Below are 17,587 nucleotides of genomic sequence, written 5' to 3'. Positions count from 1 at the left end.
CTAGTTGAACGTATATCTACATTTAAGTTATGGAACATAAATATTTTTACTGTAACAAAGTTTTATGGTGGTTACAATTACTTCTAAGCCCTAGGCCTTTACTCCTGCTTGAAATTCACTTATTTCGTTATATCTATAAAAAAAGACCTGTCTCGTGGACAGATCTTGATTGAATCTATTCTTCATCTCTGTGCGTAATCGTTAAACCCTCAACATGCTTACGCTGCATCAACTTGCGCTTTTTACGTGTATCCTTACTCTCAAAAATAATATCAAAGTCATATTCCTCAGGGTATAGCTCTTCTTTTGAAAGATAGGGCTTCAACCGCTTATGGTTAATTTTCATTTTTTGCTTCTGTATCATCACCCCAACCATTCCTAAATGATCTCTCTTCTCATAAACGATCCCTGTGCGGCCGAGTGACGTTACCACAACTGCATCTCCAATTTCAAATTGAATCAGCTTCTCCTTGCTGCGGTCAGATGGAGTAGCCTCTTCTTCTGCATTGCCATGTTCCTCTACTGGAAGTGCAGCATATTCTTGTTCTCCATCTTCTTTGCTGAAAAGACTTCCCCATGCCTCTCCACTGCCTTTCTGTAGCCTTTGTTGCTGCGCCGCTACGATTTCCCATGATCTCTTAATAACGTTATCCTGTATCCCCAGCTTTTTAGCGATCTGCAGAGCGTAACTTTCCCCCGCTTCTCCAATCGTCAATCGATACAACGGCTGTAGCGTTTCTTTATCAAATTCCATTCGCGCATTTTGAAAGCCTGTCGTTGCGGCTGCAAAGGCTTTTAGCTCATTAAAATGTGTAGTAACAATAATATTCGCCCCTTTATGGCTCAGCTCTTCCAGAATCGCGATAGAGAGCGCAATGCCTTCCCCGGGATCCGTACCAGCCGCCAGCTCGTCAATGAGCAGCAGCACCCCTTTAGATGCATCTCTCAGCATTCCCTCAATACTCTTCATTTGCGCCGAGAATGTGCTGAGTGATTGTGCCAGACTTTGTCCATCGCCAATTACACTGATTACATCCGTAAAAATAGTGAATTCGCTACCCTCCTCGACCGGAATCAACAGCCCCGATTGAGCCATGATCGTCAGCAGCCCTAGTGTCTTAAGGACCACAGTTTTACCACCTGTATTTGGGCCTGTAATGATAAGGGATTTATACCCCTTACCAACCTCCAGATTGATCGGAATCATCCCCTTCAGCATGGGATGCCTGCCTCCATTCATCTTTAGAAAGCCTTTCGCATTCAGCGTAACAGAAGATGCCCCCAGTGTTCGTGCATATTTAGCTTTAGCAAAAATAAAATCATACGTGCCCGTAGCCTCAATATTAAGGTGCAGGGCAGCCTGTTCCTGTTCTACCAAGCTAGTCAGCATGCTGAGGATTACAGCTTCTTCTCGCGCTTCTTCACCCAAAAGCAAATCAAGCTCAATTTGGAGAGCAGCGATCTCGTCTGGTTCAATAAATACCGTCTGTCCACTTGTGGATTGATCAAGCACCGATCCTTTTATTTGTTTATGATATTCCCGTTTTACGGGGATAACGTAACGCCCACCTCGTTGACTATAAATATTCTCCTGCAAAATCGATTGATGGCGTGACATAATTCCGTCGATTTTTTTATGAAGACGTTCTTTAGCCACTACAATCCGTTTACGAACTCGCTCTAACCCCTTACTTGCTCCATCATCAATCGCACCAAAACGGATACAGCGATCAATAGCCTCCCTCACGTGATTTAACTCCATTAACGAGGATGCATATGCTGCAATCCGTGGAGCGCTCTGTTCTTTAGAGGCCATATATTTGCGCAGTTGACTACAGCTCTTAAGAAATGTAGCAACCGCAGTGAAATCTTGCTCACTGTACAAATATCCCGTCCCCATTAATGACATGATCCACTCAATGCCTTCTAATGAAGGAATGGGTACACTCGATCCTCGTTCCAGCAGTTCTTTAGCTTCAGAAGTTTCCTCCATTGCTCTTTGAATCGTCGGCAAGTAGGTCATTGGCATAAGCTCTTCTACAGCTTTTTTTCCTACATAAGATACTGCGTGGCGCCCAAGCTCTGTTTTAATGATTTCGTATTCCAGCATGTTTAGACTTTGTAAATTCACAGCAAATCCTCCTTCAAATCTCTATTGGTTTGGCCCTCATTCTCCATAACGCAAAGAAGGGCAAAGAATGCCACTATGGCAGTCCTTGCCCTTCTTTTTATACTGATGCCCTCTATCGTCCTAAGGCCCCAAAATGAGAACAGGTGCCGAAAAACAAAAAAACCGTGCAATAAGAGCACGGTTAATTACAAAGAGAACAACAGCCGTAAAGAGGCCATTTGACGCTTCGTGTGTTCTTAACTAAATCATCCACCCGTAAGGAACAACAGACTGTTGCGTAATACGAACTCAAATAGAGCACGTAATCGCCTCATGACGAGCCTGCTTAAGCCTTCCTAATCAAGTGTTATGAAATTGCTAGTTAAGAACGGTCACCGACATCAAAATTTCCCCTTTAGTTATAGGATAGCTGTAATTTAACATAATAAAGTGCCAACGTCAAACGATTCAACGCCCAAATAATTGGATTTCATGCTTACCCTACTATTAATGCTTCCTTTTCTGCATACAAAAAAAGCAGCCGGTTTCCCGACTGCTTTTATAAAACGTCCTATTCCGTTGTGTAAGGAAGCAACGCGATTTGACGCGAGCGTTTTACAGCAATGGTAAGAGCGCGTTGGTATTTTGCACTTGTACCTGTTACACGACGTGGCAAAATCTTTCCACGTTCGCTGATGAACTTCTTAAGAAGTTCGGTATCTTTATAATCAATGTGAGTAATCTTGTTCACAGTGAAAAAGCAAACTTTTTTACGCTTGTTGCGTCCACCACGACGTGCCGGTCTTTTGTCGTTGTCAGCGCCTTCTCTTGGTTTAAAAGCCATATTCTTTTCAGTCCTTCCTAATTAAAATGGCAAATCATCATCCGATATATCAATCGGTTTACCATCGCCCGAAAAAGGATCTTGAGTATTGTTGTTACGCGAGAAATTATTGTTGTTATTTCCGCGTCCAGCGTTACCACCGCCACCATATGCTGGCTCTTCAGGCATACTACTTGCACCACTTGAAGTATTTCCACCTTCACGGCTCTGTGAAGATTCCAGGAAACGAACATTATCAGCAATAACTTCAGTTACGTATACACGTTTGCCTTCGTTATTCTCATAATTCCGCACTTGGATGCGTCCTTCTACTGCTGTCAGACGACCTTTGCGCAAGTAATTGGCACAGGTTTCTGCTAGCTGTCTCCAGGTTACAACCGGGATGAAGTCTGCCTCACGTTCACCGTTCTGGCCCGTAAAGTTACGATCTACGGCTAGCGTAAATTGCGTTACGGCAACACCAGCGGGAGTATAACGAAGTTCCGGGTCACGGGTCAACCGTCCGATCAAAATGATACGGTTCAACAATTCTGGTCCCCTCCTTTAGAGCGATTCATTACAAAGCTTGTCAAGATCTTAAGCAACGTCGTTCGTAATGAGATAACGAATAACTTCGTCAGAAATCTTCATAAGACGTTCTAATTCAGTAACTACTGCAGGTTCTGCATTGAAGTTAACCAAAACATAAACGCCATCACGGAATTTCTTGATCTCATACGCAAGACGGCGTTTACCTTGCACTTCGTGCTTTGTAATTTCCCCGCCATTGGAGATGATGCCTTGGAATTTATCGACTGCTGCTTGAACGGCTTCTTGTTCAATGTCAGGACGAATAATGTACATCACTTCATATTTGCGCATAATTTTCACCTCCTTATGGTCTGAGGCCCCTAATCACGTCAGGAGCAAGGAACGAGCACAAACATAGACTCGCACCTGATTAATATACCAAAATGAACAGCAGAGTGCAAGCAATATTAATACAGGACAACTCCTCCTCCTCTTTTTACATGAAAAAATCACTACCTGCACACAATAATTACGAATTCATCTACACTAAAAAAGGAGGAATAATAATGGGTGAGAAGACGGAATATGAAGAAGGCGACAAAGCCCCCAATCCAGGCATGTATACAGAGGTAGGCGAAGCGCGAAGCTTCCATACTGAGATTTCGAATCCACAGCACATTAAAATGGAAAAAGGGGATACCTTCCCTGAGACCACCAACAAAAATCGAAAGTGGAAAAAGGTTGAAAAAGCACGGGTCCACTAATTCAAAAATATTTTAAAAATAAATGTGTATAAAAAAACTGACATTACACATACTATACTCAGGCAGTACAAAAGAGAGGTGTGGTTCCGTTGGCCGTCGTAGACGAACACAATCACAGGAGATCTGATTCAGCATCTATTGTAAGCTGGGAAGAGTAGTGGGTTATTGCCTTAAAAAAGCATTAGCCTCAGCAACGCCTAAATCACTTTAGTCGCTATAAACAGAGAAATTCCAAACATCATTGATGTACTGCCTCCTGAAGAAGGACCCGAAAGGGCCCTTCTTTTTGCGTTATATATTATCCTGTGTATCGGCTATTATAGACACAAAAAAACCTCCGTTACAGGAACGAAGGATTCATTAAATGTTATATATGCTGAAGTGGCGGAGAGGGTGGGATTCGAACCCACGCACGCTTTGACACGCCTAACTGATTTCGAGTCAGCCCCCTTGGGCCTCTTGGGTACCTCTCCGCAGCAAAAATAATTGTATCATGCAGACATGCCATTTGCAAGCTTAATTATTGTCTGTATTTCCCTCCGCAGAGCGCAGTACCTTCTTCATATTCTTCTCGAATTTAGCACGGGGAATCAGAACACTATGCTGACAGCCTGTACATTTAATTCGGATATCCATCCCCATGCGAATGATTTCCATCTCATTAGATCCACAAGGATGCTGCTTCTTCATTTGCACTATATCCCCAAGCTGAAAAACTTTACGTTCCACTATTCTTCCCCCTCTTCTCCTTCTTGTGTAGCTGCGATTTGCCGTCTTGACCCAGTGCGTGCCGACCCTGTAACTTCTAGTGCATGTTCTGTTTTTGCAAGATCTATTTCAGCCTTCGCCTCTGCCTCTGCTTCCTTTCGTGCTTCTTCTTCAGCTTGAGCCAGTTCCAGCATACTCTGTTTCTCTAATGCCTGCTTTATGTCGTTCTGAATTTGTCTTTCCGCTGCATCTCTTGCATTAGGAGCACAGCTGGCAGCTATACGAATCACATATTCCGAGGTACTCATGGACTGTATACCGAGCACATTAGGGTAAGCAAGCACATTGGAGTTGCGCTCTTCTATTCCTTTTAGCGCCTCGCCAATTAATCCTAACGTGGCTTCCAAGCTTCGCTCCATTTTAACAGGAACATCAACTACAGCCAATGCATTGGAAAGAGAGTAGTTCGTCACATTTGTAATTAGTCCATTAGGGATAATAAAAACTTCTCCGGTTGTACTTAACAGTCTTGTTGTTCGCAATCCGATTAATTCTACAGTCCCTTTATAAGTACCTGTCTGAATTACATCACCAACCGCAAATTGGTCCTCCAAAATAATAAAGAAACCTGTAATAACATCCTTCACCAGACTTTGTGCTCCAAAACCTACTGCTAGACCAAGCACACCCGCTCCGGCCAACAAGGGTGCTAAATCGAATTGGAACTCTGAAAGAACGAGCATAATCATCACAAAATTACAGATAACCGTTACTACATTTTTCATCAATTCCCCTACCGTAGTAAACCTTCGTGTGTTAGACAGAATTCTGCCGCCGGTTTTACGTTCAAGCGAACGATCAATAATATTAGAAACAATTTTAATAATAACCCTAGTTAAGAGAAAAATAATAAGAATTCGTAGTCCTGAGAATAAGACATTGGCCCACATATCAGCATCGGTAAACCAATTCCACACCTTATCTTTAAAACGCAAGGCATCTTTTACAGCATCACCGGGAGTAGTAGCCTCTAATATCCACCTATTCATATTGTATAGTCCTCCCTACCTCTCAATCAGTATGTAGTTCTCGTTGTGTTTTCCGTAGATACCGCGTATTTCGATATTCTGTTCCGTTACTATCCTTTGTACCTCTTCCAGTGCACTTTGATAAAACTGAATCGATATCGCGCATCCTGCCGTGATCTCTTTCGGGGTTGGAAATATATCAATTTCAATTTCCGCATACTCAAGCAGCATTTCAGCACGAAGCGCCTGCTGGGTAGAGTCAAACGCGATCAACATCTCTTCCTGCATATACGTTACGCCTCCCATAGGTTTATCGTCCTATCTCTTGCCGCTGTAGTATAAAACCCCTCTTCTATCCATATACTAGATACCATCAAATAGAATCAGCTTCAGAAAGGAAGATGGTATGAATTTTTCATCCAAAGCTACATCAGCGCAAGAAACGTCCTGTTTAAAAATATCACATACCGATCCCGATATCTATTCTGCTATTACCCACCGGCTACTGTTTCACTTTGCACGTACACGCCCGGAAACACAGATTGTCGTCATTTGTGTAGGTACGGACCGATCCACAGGAGATTCTCTTGGCCCTCTTGTTGGCACTGCATTGTCACGTTTTCATAGTCCGCTGTTTCATTTATATGGAACTCTTGAGGAGCCTGTCCATGCCGTTAACCTTGAGGAAACTCTATCCCTGATCAACGAAAGATATAGTAACCCCTTTATCATAGGTATAGATGCTTGTTTAGGTCACTCTACTAGTGTGGGATGCATCCAAGTCGTTGAAGGGCCCTTGAGACCAGGTGCTGGCGTAAATAAACAATTGCCGCCGGTAGGTGATATCCATTTGACGGGAATCGTTAATGTCGGCGGCTTTATGGAGTATTTTGTATTACAGAACACGCGTTTAAGTTTAGTTATGCGATTATCTGATATTATAGCTACAAGTCTATATTCTGCCTTAAAGCAATGGAATCTTCATGCTAGGTCCGCTGCAACGCGAGAGTGACTACTTCTTTTTCTTCAGGTGATAAGACATATTGTGATTCGCCATTCTGCATAGGTTTAGAGTAAATGTAAGAATTCTCACGATTATGAAGACTGGTTAATACAATACCACTACTGTTGTCATCCAGTATAGCGACTGAGAAACTCAGATCATTGCCACGTTCACCAAAGGCATTATAACGCTTCAGCGCAATATTGGACTTCATGCCACGCATTCTAGTTTGAGTTGCTTCTAATACGGTTTTTTGCTCACGTTGTTCTTCTTCCAGCATGTCGCTTTGGTTCTTCAGATCAATTAGAAGGCCTTCCAGATCCTCCACACCGCTCCCAGCCATCATGGCCTCATATTTACGCCGCATAGCACGCAGCTTAGCCCCCTGGGCGATTACAGTGATTATCAGCACCAACATAATTACTGTAAAACCAAACACAAACCACTGCAACTGCTCACTAATTAATTGATTTAATTCAGACATGAATGGACCATCCTTTTTATTCATCTGCTGCGGGCATTGCCATATAACTCATCCATAGCAGCCAGCATTCTGCTTATATTATGCTCTGTCGTATCTACACCTACACTCGCCCGAACAGCACCACTCTCTAGCGTGTCAACCGCCTTATGTGCCAAAGGGGTACAATGCATACCCGCTCTGACCGCAATTTTATAATCACGATCTAGACGGTAAGCAATATTCGCCGACTCTTCTCCATCTACTACAAACGATACAATACCGGTTCTTGGCGCCCCTAGTGAGGGCCCTAATAGTCTAATGCCTGGAATGTGGGACAACCCCTCCATTAGTCTTTGGGTTAATGTCCATTCTTTTTCATGAATCATGCTTATCCCTAAAGATTGTACCTTTTGAACACCTGCTAGTAAACCGGCAATCCCTACCGTATTTTGCGTCCCCGCTTCATACCGATCTGGACGAACAGAGGGCTGTTCACTATTTTCAGATTGACTACCTGTCCCTCCATGCATTAAGGGTTCAAGATCCAATTCAGGTGATATATAAAGCCCGCCAGTTCCTTGTGGTCCAAGCAGCCCTTTATGCCCCGGAAATGCTAATAAGTCTATATTCATTTTTTTAACATCAATATCAAGTGAGCCTGCACTTTGAGCTGCATCCACTAGAAACACAGCATCATGCGATTTAACGATATCACCAATATCACCGATAGGGAGTATACTTCCTAGTAAATTAGAGCTGTGATTGCAGATCACCATTTTGGTATTCGGTTGGAAAGCACTTTTTAGTTCTTTTAAATCCAATTGCCCTTCACGATCCACTTTTAGATAATCAACTTTTATCCCTAGTGTCTTACGCAAGTATTCCAGCGGCCGTCTCACAGAATTGTGTTCTGTCATCGTTGAAATCACGTGATCTCCCGCTTTAAGCGTCCCTCTGATCGCCATATTCAAACTCATTGTAGTATTATGGGTAAAAGCTATATCTTGCGCATTAGATACACCGAACAATCCCGCCAGCACATTCCGTGTCCTTACTAACACTCGACCGCTTCCTATCGCTAGCGAGTAATTACCTCTACCAGCATTCGCTCCTGACTGCAAAGCATTCATCATCGCAGCTGCAACCTCTGGTGGTTTAGGCCACGAAGTAGCTGCATGATCCAGATATACGAAGTCTTCCATAACCTCGCTCCTCGCCTATTACCCTTTTTTAATCAACTTATTCAAAAAAAACATACCCCTAATTATCCGATTAAGGATATCTCAGGATATGTTCTTGGCATAGATACCCATTTAGTTACCCAATAATTCCAACAATCTTTCTAAATCCTGAGCACTGTAGTAATTCAGTTCAATCTTCCCTTTTTCCTTGCCCTGTTTTATTTTCACCGTTGTTTTAAAACGTTCACGCAATACTTCCTCTACATTATCAATATAGGGATCACGTTTAATAACTTTGACTTTAACTCCATTAGTAGGTTTTCGGTCCAAGTTCTTCACTGTTTCTTCTAGCTCTCTTACACTCCACTGTTGTTCCACGCATTGTTCGGCTAGTTGTTTAATTACTTCTGGATCCTTTAAAGCAACAATTGCCCGCGCATGCCCCATTGACATTGTTCCACGTGAAACATATTCTTTTACTTCTTCAGGTAAAGAAAGCAATCTCAGGAAATTGGCGATATGTGATCTGGACTTTCCTACCTTAAGCGAGAGTTCTTCCTGCGTGAGTGAAAACTGATCCATTAGGCCTTGGTAAGCCACTGCAATTTCCATTGCATTTAAGTTCTCACGTTGCAAGTTCTCGATTAATGCTATCTCCATGACCTGTTGATCACTAAGGTTTCTAACGACTGCCGGAATTGTAGCTTTGCCACAATATTGCGAGGCACGGAATCTGCGTTCGCCGGCAATGATCTCATACCCCTTCAATACGCTACGAACAATAATCGGCTGAATCACGCCATGTTGTCTGATAGATTCCGCTAGTTCTTGAATGGCCTCTTCATTAAAATCTTTGCGCGGTTGATATGGATTAGCCCGAAGTTGAGCTAAAGGGATCTCAACTACCTTATCATCTTCATTAATAGATAAAGATGGAATCAGCGCATCCAGACCTTTTCCTAAACGTTTACTCATAAGAAATCACTTCCTTTGCCAACTCTAAATACACTTCCGCTCCTTTAGAGCGAGGATCATAAGTGATAATGGATTGTCCATGTGAAGGTGCTTCACTTAACCGGACATTCCGAGGAATAATCGTTCTATATACTTTCTCTTGGAAATACTTCTTAACCTCTTCTATCACTTGAATTCCCAGATTGGTCCGGGCATCAAGCATAGTCAATAATACTCCCTCTATCTTCAGATGGGGGTTGAGATTCTTTTGCACCAGACGAACGGTGTTTAAAAGCTGACTCAAACCCTCAAGCGCATAATATTCACACTGGATCGGGATGATTACCGAATCCGCTGCAGTAAGGGAATTGATTGTTAAAATGCCAAGTGAAGGAGGACAATCGATGATAATATAATCATAATTGTTTTTAACCGCATTCAGCGCCTTTTTTAGCTTTAGCTCTCTGGAAATCGTCGATACTAACTCGATTTCCGCACCCGCTAATTGAATGGTCGCCGGAATGATATGCAGTCCTTCATTTTGAGTTTCCAGTATGGTTTCTAGAGGATTTACCTCATTTATAAGAATGTCATATATACAATTCGCCACGTCCGCCTTGTTGACGCCAACGCCGCTAGTAGTGTTACCTTGAGGATCGATATCAACTAGAAGCACTCTTTTTCCTAATGTAGCCATACCGGCACCTAGGTTCACGGAGGTTGTTGTTTTACCGACACCGCCTTTTTGATTTGCTATGGCAATAATCTTGGACACTTATTTCACCTCGAATAGTTAGGAAGAATCTTCTCGTAGATCGCAAGTACAAATGTTCCTGACGCTGATATAGCGTCACACTTTATGAAGAATATAGACAACTATTATATACTGGAACTTTAAATTACAGGCCTGGCCAACACATCCCGGTTCTAGCCACACCAAAGGCGGCCAATCACCTCAAGGCCGCCTTTAGCTTTTGAAACAATTTATCTTTTGGGGATTTGGATTACAATCTCGTAATGGTCACCACGGTCATTTTCTGACGTTTTGATTTCCATCCCTGAGCCTGACACCATATCAATAGATTGACGAATTGTATTAAGAGCTAGACGAACATCCTTGGTATAGGAGACCCGCTTTGATTTTTTAGTTTGTGAGACTTGTTTATAGAAAGCAATACGAGCTTCTGTTTGTTTAACATTTAAGCCTTTTGAAATGATTTCTGCCAACACTTTCAGTTGCATCTCCACACTATCGAGTGATAATAATGAACGTGCATGTCTTTCAGAAATCTGACGCTCCATTAACGCCGTCTTAACCTCTTCAGGTAAATTAAGTAAGCGAATTTTATTAGCTATGGTAGACTGACTTTTACCTAGTCGTTGTGCTAAGCTTTCTTGCGTCAATTGATGAAGATCAATTAACTTTTGATAAGCAACAGCTTCTTCAATAGAGGTCAAGCCCTCACGCTGTAAGTTTTCTATAAGCGCAATAGATGCGGCCTGTGAATCATTGAATTCACGAACAATGGCTGGAATCGTCTCTAAACCAAGCTTTTTGACCGCACGCCAGCGTCGTTCACCTGCGATGATCTCGTACACGGAATCTCGCATGCGTACAACAATGGGTTGAATGACCCCATGAGTTTTAATCGTCTGGCACAACTCATCGATCTTGTCGTCATCAAATATCGTCCGTGGTTGGTAAGGACTGCTAATGACCTCATGAACTGGTATTTGTTTAATTTCTTCTCCGCTGCTCCGCTCGGTAAATCCAAATAGCTTGGTAAATTGTTCTTTCATTCCGTTCATAACCACCTAATTTCGTTATAGTACGATCTTCTTGACCTTCTTCTCGGAAAGCGTATCGTACAGCAATAAAAAACATTCTGATATTATGAAATGGCCTGCAGCTATCAGGCATCATAATCTCTCCTTCTTTCGAACAAGAGTACAGAGAAGGAGTTATATACAAAATTAAAAGTCTACTATGCTATTCTATCACTTTTCTCTACATAATCATATTCTCCGTAAAGACCTATTTTTCCTGCATTTTCATAATGATAGCCGCTTAATAAACATATCAATTTAGTTTATCTTTTAATTAACGTTCATTTAAGATCATAATCGCAATTCCACTCAAAAAAAGGTCATCCTCTAAAAAGAAGATGACCTTAAATATATTTGCCAATCTATAATGTTTCACGTGAAACATTATTTGATAAGTGGTGTTTTGGCAGGAATCCCCGCTTTTCGTGGGTACTTAGCAGGAGTGGCACCTGTCTTACGAATAATGACAATATGTCGTGCCGACTCTTCCACAGGCAAGCTGAATGACTCTACTTTACCAAGTTGAGCACGAAGCTCTTTTAAGCTGTACTTCGCCTCACTTAATTCTTCTGATGGATCGCTTCCCTTCATAGCAGCGAAAACTCCATCCTTACGTGTGAAAGGAAGACAAAACTCATTCAACAAGGATAATCTTGCCACCGCACGCGCAGTCACCAAATCATAGGCGTCACGATGCTTGAATTGCCGGGCAATATCCTCCGCACGCCCATGAATCAATTGCACATCAGTTAATTTCAACGTAGTACAGACATGCTGCAGAAAAGAGATTCTTTTACTTAATGAATCAATGATCGTAAGTTTTAAATGTGGAAAACAAATCTTAAGTGGAATGCCTGGAAACCCGGCTCCCGAACCGATATCTGCCAAATTGTTTATCTCATTGATATTAAGGAAAAAGGCTAGAGAGATCGAATCATAAAAATGTTTCGTGTAAACCTGCTCACGCTCTGTTATTCCAGTGAGATTCATTTTTTCATTCCACGATACGAGTTCCTTATAGTAAAGATCGAATTGCTCCAATTGTTCTGCTGAAAGTGTAATGCCTCTTTCTTGTAAAAGCTGTATGAATTGAACTTCCGTATTATCCATAGATTATCCTTTCGCCGCAGTTACCCGGTTGTAATGCTCGAGATATACGAGGAGAATAGAAATGTCGGCAGGTGTGACTCCCGCAATCCGAGAGGCCTGCCCGATAGAGATTGGACGGATCTTAGTCAGCTTCTGCCGCGCTTCCATCGCTAATCCATGGATTTCATTATAATTAATGTCATCTGGAATTTTCTTCTTCTCCATCTTTTGCAAGCGCTCCACATGTTGGAGCTGTTTTTCAATATATCCGGCATATTTGATTTGGATTTCCACTTGCTCCTTCATTTCTGCATCCAGCATTTCCGGTGATGGCGAGACTTGATCTACGAAGCTATATACAAGCTCTGGACGCCGCATCAAAACAAGCAAATTACTGCCGTCTACAATAGGTGCCGATTCATATTGCGCTAGTACATGGTTTACCTCGACAGGTTTAACCTTTGTCTCTTGCAGACGAACAATTTCACGCTCCACCCGTTCTTTTTTATCCGTGAAGTTATCGAAACGTTCTTGTGTGATCAAACCAATGTCGTAACCGATAGGTGTAAGTCTTAGATCTGCATTATCATGGCGAAGCAACAAACGATATTCTGCACGTGAAGTAAGCAGACGGTAAGGTTCATTAGTGCCTTTAGTCACCAGATCATCAATGAGTACACCAATGTATCCCTGTGAACGATCTAAGATTACGGGTTCTTTGTCTTGCACTTTGCGCGCTGCATTAATTCCAGCCATTACACCTTGTCCAGCTGCTTCTTCATAACCGGAAGTACCATTGATTTGTCCAGCAGTGAAAAGACCTGGTAGACGTTTAGTTTCAAGAGATGGCCATAGCTGTGTAGGAACCATTGCATCATATTCAATAGCATAGCCGTTACGCATCATCTCTACCTTTTCCATACCAGGGATGGAACGCAGAATCGCCAGCTGTACATCCTCAGGAAGACTAGTCGACAGACCTTGTACATAGTATTCCGATGTATTTTTTCCTTCTGGCTCTAAAAAGATCTGATGCTTAGATTTATCACTAAATCTTACTACTTTATCTTCAATAGATGGGCAATAACGTGGACCTGTTCCTTCAATAATACCTGTAAACATCGGCGCACGATGAAGGTTGTCATTAATAATCTGATGAGTAACCTCAGAGGTATAAGTTAACCAACAAGGAAGCTGCTCATTGTTGGATGATTTCGTTTCAAACGAAAAGAATTTAGGCTCATCGTCGCCGGGTTGAATTTCTGTCTTCGAGAAATCGATCGTATCGCGATGTACACGTGGTGGTGTACCTGTCTTAAAACGCACCAATTCAAAACCAAGCTCCCGCAAATTCTCAGACAGCTTCACTGATGGCTGTTGATTGTTAGGTCCACTCTCATATGTCAGTTCACCCATGATCACTTTACCACGCAGGTAAGTACCTGTAGTCAGGATAACTGTCTTACTATGGTATTCCGTTCCTGTCTTCGTAACTACACCCGCACAACGTCCATCCTCAACGATTAAACGCTCAACCATCCCTTGACGAAGCGTCAAATTAGGCGTTTTCTCCATCGTTTCCTTCATTGTATGTTGGTACAAGAACTTATCAGCTTGTGCACGCAATGCATGCACCGCAGGTCCCTTCCCTGTGTTAAGCATACGAAGCTGAATAAAAGTCTTATCTATATTACGGCCCATTTCTCCGCCTAGCGCATCAATCTCACGCACCACATGTCCTTTGGCAGGTCCGCCTATGGACGGATTGCAGGGCATGAATGCAACCATATCCAGGTTAATTGTGATCATCAACGTGCTGCAGCCCATTCGTGCTGACGCTAGAGCTGCTTCGCAACCGGCATGACCGGCGCCAATGACGATTACGTCATAGTTGCCTCCATCATAACTCATGTCCTGTTTCCCCCTAATGTTATATTAAAATGTAAAACCTATTTTCCTAAACAAAATTGTGAGAATATTTGATCTAACAACGAGTCCGCTGCCGTATCGCCTATAATTTCACCGAGTTGTTCCCATGCTAGCCGTACATCGATTTGAATCATATCAATTGGAATATACTGTTCCGCCGCATCGTATGCATCCTGTAGTGATTTATAGGCTTTTTTAAGCAGTGCAATATGTCTCACATTACTTACATATGTCAAGTCACCCGATTCCAGCTTTCCACCAAAAAAGAGTGTCGAAATGGCATCTTCAAGTTTGTCTAGACCTTCCTCTTCCAGAACGGACATCGGTACGATGTTGGACTCCTCAAAGAATGAGAGCAACTTATCCTTATCCAGTTTGGGTGGTAAGTCCATTTTATTCATGATCACTAGGCATTGTCTACCGTGGATTTGTTCCATCAATGCCAATTCGTCCTCATGCAGCTCTTCGTTGGCATTTAGCACAAGTAGAATCAGATCCGCATCACTAACTGCCGCCTTGGAACGTTCTACGCCAATCTTCTCCACTACATCCATCGTTTCACGAATTCCCGCCGTATCAAGCAGCTTAAGCGGAATGTTGTTTATCGTTATATATTCTTCGATGACATCACGTGTTGTACCAGGAATATCTGTTACAATCGCTTTGTTATCACGTGCTAACGCATTTAATAAAGAAGATTTACCAACATTGGGACGACCAACTATAGCTGTCGTTATCCCCTCACGAAGAATTTTCCCTTCATTAGAAGTCTTAAGAAGCTTTGTGATTCCTTCCATCACTTCACTGCTTTTATCTTTAATAAACTCAGCTGTCATGGATTCTACATCATGCTCTGGATAATCTATATTCACTTCGATATGAGCCAGCATCTCAATAAGTGTATGGCGCAAAGCATGAATTCGATCCGACAAGGATCCACTAACCTGCTTTAAAGCCACAGAAAACGCACGATCCGACTTCGAGCGAATGAGATCAATAACCGCCTCAGCCTGTGATAAATCAATACGTCCACCCAAGAAAGCACGCTTGGTGAACTCACCCGGCTCGGCTAACCTTATCTCCTGCTGAAGAAGTAAATCCATCACCCTTCTTACAGAAATCACACCCCCATGAGCACTGATCTCTACTACATCCTCGGTCGTAAAAGAACGTGGGCCCTTCATTACGGTTACAAGTACTTCTTCCATCTTCTCTCCGTTATCAGGACTAACGATATGCCCATAATGAACGGTATGCGATTCCGCTTCAGTTAACGGAACTCGGCTACGAAACAAAGGCGCCACTTGGGAAATAGCCTGAGGGCCACTTACCCGAATAATAGCAATTCCTCCCTCGCCTAATGCCGTCGATACGGCAGCAATGGTGTCACTAAGCATGCTGTTTTTCACCCCAAAACCTATATTTTTTTGATCATAAACGGTCTTATATTGTTAAAAAAGCAATGACCCCTTACATTGGTCAAGGAGTCATTGCATCATATAGTCTTTACTTCAAAGTTATAACGACGCGGCGATTTGGCTCTTCGCCCTTACTAAGGGTATTCACTTGCCGATGATCCTGTAATCTGGAGTGAATAATTTTCCGCTCCTGAGGTGACATCGGTTCCAGTACTACCTCTTTACGAGTCCGAATGACACGACTAGCTAAACGATCAGCCAGCTCTTCGAGAGTTTTTTTACGCCGCTCACGGAAGTTCTCCGCATCTAGCACAAGCCGTATAAAACTGTCGGAGTAACGATTAGCTACGATATTAGCCAAATACTGCAGAGCATCGAGAGTTTGTCCTCTTCTACCAATCAACAGTCCCAAATCTGGGCCTGATATCTGCAGTATCGTGGATTCCTTGGTGTGGACGATTTCGACTTCCACTTCGAGCCCCATGCTCTTAGCGACATCCACAATGAAATGAACGGCTTCTTGGTAAGCTTCCTCCACCGGTTGTCCGGAATCTTGGCGTGGCACACCGCCGTTAGCCTCCTGTTTGCTCTCTCTTGTTGACTGCTGAGGCAGTGACGGAGCACTCGCCGCTGATGCCGGTGCGGCTTCGGCTATCAAGGTTAACTCAACCTTGGCACCTTTCGCACCGATCAATCCCAGGAATCCTCTTGATGGCTGCTCAAGTACGTTGACCGTTACCCGGTCCTTTTGAACTCCAAGCTGGGTTAGTCCCCGTTCTACAGCTTCTTCAATGGTTTTCCCTGTTGCGACGACTTTGCTCATTTTGACTTTTTGGCTCCCTTCGATGCTTTACTGCCGCCTTTACTCTTCACAGCAGTTGAGTCATCTGTACTTTTCACAGCACTTGCGATTGCCAATTTATGTTTATCGTTGTTGCGATATAAGAAATAGTTCTGAACAATAGTGTAAATGTTACTGTAAACCCAGTATAGCGGCAATGCTGCTGGGAAGTTGTAGGACATAACGAATATCAGAACTGGATAGATCATCATCATGAACTGCATTGGCCCTTGTTGTTGCATCGGGTTCATTTTAGTCATCATTCTTGTTTGTATAAATGTTGTTAATGCTGCAAGCACTGGTAAGATAAACAGATGATCCGGCTTACCTAGCTCCAGCCATAAGAAGGAGTGCTCCCGTAGATGTGGATTATAGTAGATCGAGTTGTAGAGAGCGATAAAGATAGGCATTTGTACGATCAGCGGTAAACAACCCGCCATTGGATTAACCTTATTCTCTTGGAACAAACGCATCGTTTCTTGCTGCACCTTTTCAGGTGTGTCTTTATATTTTTTCTGGATCTTTTGGAGTTCCGGTTGAATGGCTTGCATTGCCCGCGAGCTCTTCACCTGTTTAATCGTAAGCGGAAGAATCAACGTGCGGACAATAATAACCATCACAAGTACGGCTAAACCATATTCTCCGTTAAACCAATCAGCAAACTTGTCCAAGGCAATGGCGAAATAATACACTACATTACTTTGCCAGAAGCCTCCATTCTTTAAATCCTCCGTAGTGTGCGTAACAGCAGCTGACGGAGCGCATCCCGACAGAACAGCTAACGACAACACCATCACTGTGATGAGGAGAAACCATTTTCCCCGTCTAGTCTTCATTAGAGACACTTCAAAACCCCTCTCTTGAACATTCCATTCCACCGTAAATCATACCATAATTATGAATACAAATAAACAAGCC

Annotated in this window: 19 protein-coding genes and 1 tRNA gene; 2 read left to right on the top strand and 18 right to left on the bottom strand. The window is 42.8% G+C overall.

Annotated elements, in window-relative coordinates:
* Positions 1-175: 175 nt before the first annotated feature.
* From ACWNM1_RS16650 to rpsF, 4 genes are all read right to left on the bottom strand, one after another.
* Positions 176-2,131: an endonuclease MutS2 gene (locus ACWNM1_RS16650; protein WP_449601792.1), complete on the bottom strand. Its 1,956-nt coding sequence runs from the start codon at positions 2,129-2,131 to the stop codon at positions 176-178.
* 550 nt (positions 2,132-2,681) lie between these two features.
* On the bottom strand, positions 2,682-2,954 hold the full coding sequence (rpsR, locus tag ACWNM1_RS16645; RefSeq protein WP_036651767.1) for a 30S ribosomal protein S18: 273 nt from the start codon (positions 2,952-2,954) through the stop codon (positions 2,682-2,684).
* A 21-nt stretch (positions 2,955-2,975) separates the two neighbouring features.
* Positions 2,976-3,482 carry a single-stranded DNA-binding protein gene (gene ssb, locus ACWNM1_RS16640; protein WP_036677780.1) on the bottom strand — a complete coding sequence of 169 codons (507 nt, stop codon included), beginning with the start codon at positions 3,480-3,482 and terminating at the stop codon, positions 2,976-2,978.
* A gap of 48 nt (positions 3,483-3,530) precedes the next feature.
* Positions 3,531-3,815 carry a 30S ribosomal protein S6 gene (gene rpsF, locus ACWNM1_RS16635; protein WP_036677776.1) on the bottom strand — a complete coding sequence of 95 codons (285 nt, stop codon included), beginning with the start codon at positions 3,813-3,815 and terminating at the stop codon, positions 3,531-3,533.
* A gap of 215 nt (positions 3,816-4,030) precedes the next feature.
* Between rpsF and ACWNM1_RS16630 the strand changes: the two genes are divergently transcribed.
* A complete protein-coding gene (locus ACWNM1_RS16630) occupies positions 4,031-4,228 on the top strand; it encodes a YjzC family protein (RefSeq protein WP_042131720.1) in 198 nt (65 codons plus the stop codon).
* Positions 4,229-4,610: 382 nt separating this feature from the next.
* Here the strand turns inward: ACWNM1_RS16630 and ACWNM1_RS16625 are convergent.
* The 4 genes from ACWNM1_RS16625 to ACWNM1_RS16610 form a co-directional block, all read right to left on the bottom strand.
* A tRNA-Ser gene (locus ACWNM1_RS16625) sits at positions 4,611-4,701 on the bottom strand.
* Positions 4,702-4,744: 43 nt separating this feature from the next.
* Positions 4,745-4,957, bottom strand: a complete 213-nt coding sequence (locus ACWNM1_RS16620; RefSeq protein ID WP_036677772.1) for a DUF951 domain-containing protein — start codon at positions 4,955-4,957, stop codon at positions 4,745-4,747.
* Positions 4,957-5,985 carry a mechanosensitive ion channel family protein gene (locus ACWNM1_RS16615; protein WP_449601790.1) on the bottom strand — a complete coding sequence of 343 codons (1,029 nt, stop codon included), beginning with the start codon at positions 5,983-5,985 and terminating at the stop codon, positions 4,957-4,959. The genes ACWNM1_RS16620 and ACWNM1_RS16615 overlap by 1 nt, the downstream gene beginning before the upstream one ends.
* 15 nt (positions 5,986-6,000) lie before the next feature.
* On the bottom strand, positions 6,001-6,252 hold the full coding sequence (locus tag ACWNM1_RS16610; protein WP_042193047.1) for a DUF3343 domain-containing protein: 252 nt from the start codon (positions 6,250-6,252) through the stop codon (positions 6,001-6,003).
* Positions 6,253-6,370: 118 nt separating this feature from the next.
* On the opposite strand from ACWNM1_RS16610, the gene yyaC reads away from it, so the two are divergent.
* Complete coding sequence (yyaC, locus tag ACWNM1_RS16605) at positions 6,371-6,976, top strand: spore protease YyaC (protein WP_042131724.1); 606 nt, start codon at positions 6,371-6,373, stop codon at positions 6,974-6,976.
* Here yyaC and ACWNM1_RS16600 read toward each other — a convergent pair.
* The 10 genes from ACWNM1_RS16600 to ACWNM1_RS16555 form a co-directional block, all read right to left on the bottom strand.
* Positions 6,951-7,451 carry a DUF4446 family protein gene (locus ACWNM1_RS16600; protein ID WP_042193049.1) on the bottom strand — a complete coding sequence of 167 codons (501 nt, stop codon included), beginning with the start codon at positions 7,449-7,451 and terminating at the stop codon, positions 6,951-6,953. The genes yyaC and ACWNM1_RS16600 overlap by 26 nt on opposite strands.
* A gap of 20 nt (positions 7,452-7,471) precedes the next feature.
* Positions 7,472-8,632 (bottom strand): aminotransferase class V-fold PLP-dependent enzyme, encoded by a 1,161-nt coding sequence (locus ACWNM1_RS16595; RefSeq protein ID WP_449601788.1) that lies wholly within the window; start codon positions 8,630-8,632, stop codon positions 7,472-7,474.
* Positions 8,633-8,743: 111 nt separating this feature from the next.
* Positions 8,744-9,586, bottom strand: a complete 843-nt coding sequence (locus ACWNM1_RS16590; protein WP_149644927.1) for a ParB/RepB/Spo0J family partition protein — start codon at positions 9,584-9,586, stop codon at positions 8,744-8,746.
* Entirely contained in the window at positions 9,579-10,340 is a 762-nt protein-coding gene (locus ACWNM1_RS16585) for a ParA family protein (protein WP_042131728.1), read from the bottom strand. Before ACWNM1_RS16585 ends, ACWNM1_RS16590 begins: the two co-directional genes overlap by 8 nt.
* Positions 10,341-10,549: 209 nt before the next feature.
* A complete protein-coding gene (noc, locus tag ACWNM1_RS16580; RefSeq protein ID WP_076285062.1) occupies positions 10,550-11,365 on the bottom strand; it encodes a nucleoid occlusion protein in 816 nt (271 codons plus the stop codon).
* 411 nt (positions 11,366-11,776) lie between these two features.
* Positions 11,777-12,502, bottom strand: a complete 726-nt coding sequence (rsmG, locus tag ACWNM1_RS16575; protein WP_449601786.1) for a 16S rRNA (guanine(527)-N(7))-methyltransferase RsmG — start codon at positions 12,500-12,502, stop codon at positions 11,777-11,779.
* 3 nt (positions 12,503-12,505) lie between these two features.
* Positions 12,506-14,392, bottom strand: a complete 1,887-nt coding sequence (mnmG, locus tag ACWNM1_RS16570) for a tRNA uridine-5-carboxymethylaminomethyl(34) synthesis enzyme MnmG (RefSeq protein ID WP_042193060.1) — start codon at positions 14,390-14,392, stop codon at positions 12,506-12,508.
* A 38-nt stretch (positions 14,393-14,430) separates the two neighbouring features.
* Positions 14,431-15,807: a tRNA uridine-5-carboxymethylaminomethyl(34) synthesis GTPase MnmE gene (gene mnmE, locus ACWNM1_RS16565; RefSeq protein ID WP_042193063.1), complete on the bottom strand. Its 1,377-nt coding sequence runs from the start codon at positions 15,805-15,807 to the stop codon at positions 14,431-14,433.
* 109 nt (positions 15,808-15,916) lie between these two features.
* Entirely contained in the window at positions 15,917-16,651 is a 735-nt protein-coding gene (gene jag, locus ACWNM1_RS16560; protein ID WP_042193066.1) for an RNA-binding cell elongation regulator Jag/EloR, read from the bottom strand.
* Positions 16,648-17,514: a YidC/Oxa1 family membrane protein insertase gene (locus ACWNM1_RS16555; protein ID WP_042193068.1), complete on the bottom strand. Its 867-nt coding sequence runs from the start codon at positions 17,512-17,514 to the stop codon at positions 16,648-16,650. Before ACWNM1_RS16555 ends, jag begins: the two co-directional genes overlap by 4 nt.
* Between the last annotated feature and the right edge of the window lie 73 nt (positions 17,515-17,587).

It is taken from the genome of Paenibacillus sp. Marseille-Q9583, assembly GCF_976954365.1.
The sequence above is the reverse complement of the archived record's forward strand: the minus strand, read 5'-3'. Positions and strand labels throughout refer to the sequence as shown.